Raw genomic sequence first — 4,198 nt, forward strand, 5'->3', positions numbered from 1 at the left:
CGTGTCAAGGCGGGAAAGAGTACCTTGACACGCCTGATCGGCGACTAAAAGCAGGCTGTGGATCGGGGGCGGGGGAGGTCTGGTTGGGGTAGTCGCCTGCTTTGCGTTGCCGGCTTGCGGTTGAGGGGGGGTTGGGCTGCTCGGTGGCGTTTCGTTGCCGGGCGGCGTTTTGTTGCTCGTGGCGCTAGCTCTTCTTTGCCCGACTCGGTGCCACCCTGGGTGGCTCGTTCGGCTGCTTCGGGTACACGGGCGGCCACGGCGCATCCATCATCCCGGCTGCCATGTCCCGCTCCGACATCTCCAGCAGCGGCTCGATCGTCTGCGGCCGCTCCCGCATCTGCGCCCATGGGTCACCTCGCCGAGCGACCAGGTCCGGCACCGTCGACAGAGTCAACTCCCCTGGTTCCACTGTGGACAGCTCGTCCCACGAAATGGGCGTCGAGACCTGCCCGCCTGGCCGTGGGCGGACGCACCACGCGCCGAAGACCGTCTTGTGTGGGGCATTCTGGTTGAAGTCCACGAAGACCCTCGCGCCCCGTTCTTCCTTCCACCACTGCGCCGTGATGAGGTCCGGGTGCCTGCGCTCCAGCTCCCGCGCCAGGGCGACCGCGGCAGCGCGCACCGCGTAGGAGTCCCACCGTGGTTCCAGCGCCACGTAGACGTGCAGGCCACGGGAGCCCGTTGTCTTGATGTAGGCCGCGATGCCCAGGGAGTCCAGCAGGTCCTTCGTCAGCACCGCCGCCTCGCGGACCTGCTCGAACGTCACCCCGGGCGACGGGTCCAGGTCGATTCGCAGCTCGTCGGCGAACTCGGGCGCCGAGGCGCGGTAGGGCCAGACGTGGAAACCGATGCAGCCCAGGTTCACCGCCCACAGGATGTGCCCCAGGTCGGCCGCCACGAGGGCGTCCGAGGTCGTTCCGTTCGGGGTGGACACCACGGTGGTCCGCACCCAGGACGGCGTCGACTTCGGGACGCGCTTCTGGAACCACGACTTGCCGCTCGCGCCGTCGGGATAGCGCTCCAGCAGCAACGGCCGGTCCCGCAGCGTGTTCATCAACGGGCCCTCGACCGCCTGGTAGTACCGGACCAGGTCGAGCTTCGTCTCGCCGCGCTCGGTGAAGTACACCTTGTCCGGCGACGAGATGCTGACCTCGGTGCCTTCAATCGGTACAGCGCTCACGCTCTCACCTCGCTGAACAGGGCGGTCAGCTCCGCCGGCGGCACCTCTTCCAGCTGGTCGTACCGACACGAGTCCGGGGTCCGGTCGGGCCGGAACCGCACGAGGCGCGTCGCGTGGCGGAAGCGGCCCGCCTGCAGGTGGTCGTACCGGACTTCGGCGACCAGTTCGATCCGCACCGGCTCCCACGACAGGTCCTTGCCCGCGTTCCACCGGCTCTGCGCGCCCGGCACCCGCCTACCGTCCGGCTCGAACGACGCCCACTCGCGCCACGGGTGCTCCCCCATCGCGCCCTCCCGCAGCGGCGCCAGCTCGTCGACCAGCTCCCGGCGTCGCGCGGCGGTGAAACTGCTCGCCACGCCCATGTGCTGCAGCCGCCCGTCCGCGTCGTACAGGCCGAGCAGCAGCGATCCGATCCCGTTGCCGTCCTTGTGCCAGCGGAACCCGGCGACCACGCAGTCCGCGGTGCGCTCGTGCTTGACCTTCCACATCACCCGCTTGTCCTGCTCGTACGGCAGGTCGCCCGGCTTCGCCATGACCCCGTCGAACCCGGCGCCCTCGAACCGGGTGAACCAGTCCTGCGCGACGTCCGGGTCCTGGGTCATCGGCGTCAGGTGCACCCGGGCGAGTGAGTCGTCGAGCACCCCTTCGAGGACGTGCCTGCGGCGCTGGAACGGTTCACCGGTCAGGTCGGCGTGGTCGAGGGCGAGCACGTCGAACGCGACGAAGCTGGCCGGTGTCTCCGCGGCCAGCTTCCGCACCCGGGACGCGGCGGGGTGCAGCCGGAGCTGGAGGCTGTCGAAATCGAGACCGCCGCTGGTGACGATGACGATCTCGCCGTCGACCACGCACCGCTCCGGCAGCGCGGCCTTCAGCAGGTCCACCAGCTCGGGGAAGTACCTGGTCAGGGGCCGGTCGTTGCGGGAGCCCAGCTCGACCTCGTCACCGTCGCGGAACACGACGCAGCGGAACCCGTCCCACTTCGGCTCGTAGTGCAGCCCGGGTTCGCGGGGCATCTCGTGCACGGCCTTCGCCAGCATCGGCTTGACCGGCGGCATCACGGGCAGGTCCACACCGCTGACTCTAGGCCGGAAAAATTCTCCGCGCGCCATGTCGAGAAAACGTGATCCGCTCCGGACCTCCTTCCGACAGAGACTCGACCAGGGAGGATGACCCCCATGAAGTACATGGTGATTCTGTACGGCAACCAGGAGCTGTGGGACTCGGTGACTCCGGACGAGTGGCAGGCGGCCGTCGCCGCGCAGGACGCGTTCAACGAGAAGTACTTCGCGTCCGGCGAGCTGCTCGGCGCGTACGGCATCGCGGACCCGAAGGTCGTCCGGGTCCGCGACGGGCAGACGACGGTCACCGACGGGCCGTACCTGGAGACCAAGGAGTACCTGGCCAGCGTGGCGATGCTCGAGGTGGACAGCGAGGAGCGGGCACTGGAGATCGCGGCGGACAACCCGTTCGCCGCGTTCCGGCAGGTCGAGGTGTGGCCCGTGCTGCACGGCGGCGAGGGATGACCGACGACCTGCTGCGCGACCTGGCGCCGCAGGTGCTGGCGATCCTCATGCGCCGCTACGGCGGGCTCGACACGTGTGAGGACGCGGTGCAGGAGGCGCTGCTCGCGGCCGCGACCCAGTGGGGCGAGACCGGTGTGCCGGACAACCCGCGCGGGTGGCTGCTGACGGTCGCGACGCGGCGCCTGACCGACTGGATGCGCAGCGACAGCGCACGACGCCGCCGGGAGGACGAGGACCTGCTCGCCACCCCGGCGACGCAGCTGGTGGCGCCGGGCGCGGACGAACGCGGCCCCGGCGACACGGACGACACCCTCACCCTGCTGTTCCTGTGCTGCCACCCGTCGCTGTCGGTGCCGTCGCAAACCGCGCTGACCCTGCGCGCCGTCGGCGGCCTCACGACGGCCGAGATCGCGAAGGCGTTCTTCGTCCCCGAGGCGACGATGGCCCAGCGGATCAGCCGGGCGAAGCAGAAGGTGAAGGGCGCCCGGTTCAGCCTGCCGCCCGAGGAGGAGCGGGGCGAGCGGCTGAACTCGGTCCTGCACGTGCTGTACCTGATGTTCAACGAGGGCTACACGGCGACCGCGGGCCCCGACCTGCAGCGCGACGACCTGGCCGCGGAGGCGATCCGGCTGACCCGCCTGGTGCGGCGCTTGCTGCCGTCGGATTGGGAGGTCGCGGGCCTGCTGGCGCTGATGCTGCTGACCCACGCCCGGCGGTTCGCGAGGAGCGTCGACGGCGAGCTGATCCCGCTGTCCGAACAGGACCGCACCCGCTGGGACCGCGCCCTGATCGAAGAGGGGGTCGCCCTGATCAGCGAGGCCTTGGCGAAGACCACCCGGCTCGGCGCGTACCAACTGCAGGCCGCGATCGCCGCGGTGCACGACGAAGCCGCCAGCGACGAGGAGACGGACTGGCCCCAGGTGGTGGCGCTGTACGGACTGCTGGAGCGGATCGCCCCGAACCCCATGGTGACCTTGAACAAGGCAGTGGCCGTGGCGATGACGTCCGGCCCCCGAGCCGGCTTGGAGCTGCTGGACTCGCTGACCGAGGATCCGCGCCTGGCCAAGCACCACCGCCTGCACGCCGTCCGCGCCCACCTGCTGGAACGGGCAGGCGAGACAGCGGAGGCCCGCACGGAATACCAACTGGCCGCGAAGCGGACGACGAGCCTCCCCGAGCAGCGCTACCTGCAAAAGCGCGCCGCAAGGTGCACCACCCCCAACTGAGCTGGGTGGTCATCCCGTCGCCTGGAACTGAACGATCACCTTGAGCCAGGGCCGCAACCCAGGCTCTCTCCGGCGGCCGAACATGCCAACCTTGCGGCCCTGGATCAAGGTGATATGCACAAACCGGAAGGCGACGGGATGACCACCCAGCGCAACCACCCGCACGAGGTGAGTCGAGGCACCCAACCCCTGGTCATCCCGGAGCCTGCCCGTCCGGCGAGGACTCTTTTGATCTTTTTCCTGCGCTTCGCGCAGGGGCGCCTCACGGC

The 4,198-nt window shown here is 69.8% G+C and carries 5 protein-coding genes; 2 read left to right on the plus strand and 3 right to left on the minus strand.

Translation table 11 applies throughout. From position 1 onward, the window contains the following. Positions 1-184 precede the first annotated feature (184 nt). Together ligD and ABZ215_RS43400 are read right to left on the minus strand one after the other, a co-directional pair. A complete protein-coding gene (ligD, locus tag ABZ215_RS43395) occupies positions 185-1,180 on the minus strand; it encodes a non-homologous end-joining DNA ligase (protein WP_354714644.1) in 996 nt (331 codons plus the stop codon). Beyond that, a complete protein-coding gene (locus tag ABZ215_RS43400; protein WP_354956775.1) occupies positions 1,177-2,250 on the minus strand; it encodes an ATP-dependent DNA ligase in 1,074 nt (357 codons plus the stop codon). Before ABZ215_RS43400 ends, ligD begins: the two co-directional genes overlap by 4 nt. Before the next feature lie 105 nt (positions 2,251-2,355). On the opposite strand from ABZ215_RS43400, the gene ABZ215_RS43405 reads away from it, so the two are divergent. Together ABZ215_RS43405 and ABZ215_RS43410 are read left to right on the plus strand one after the other, a co-directional pair. Continuing rightward, positions 2,356-2,703 (plus strand): YciI family protein, encoded by a 348-nt coding sequence (locus tag ABZ215_RS43405; protein ID WP_237340303.1) that lies wholly within the window; start codon positions 2,356-2,358, stop codon positions 2,701-2,703. Further along, positions 2,700-3,929: a sigma-70 family RNA polymerase sigma factor gene (locus ABZ215_RS43410; protein WP_354956777.1), complete on the plus strand. Its 1,230-nt coding sequence runs from the start codon at positions 2,700-2,702 to the stop codon at positions 3,927-3,929. The genes ABZ215_RS43405 and ABZ215_RS43410 overlap by 4 nt, the downstream gene beginning before the upstream one ends. A 9-nt stretch (positions 3,930-3,938) precedes the next feature. On the opposite strand, the gene ABZ215_RS43415 is transcribed toward ABZ215_RS43410, so the two are convergent. Continuing rightward, positions 3,939-4,198 (minus strand): hypothetical protein (locus tag ABZ215_RS43415; protein WP_354956779.1); only part of this gene is annotated, 260 nt, incomplete at its 5' end.

The organism is Amycolatopsis sp. NPDC006131 (assembly GCF_040614175.1).
Lineage (GTDB): Bacteria > Actinomycetota > Actinomycetes > Mycobacteriales > Pseudonocardiaceae > Amycolatopsis_E > Amycolatopsis_E tucumanensis.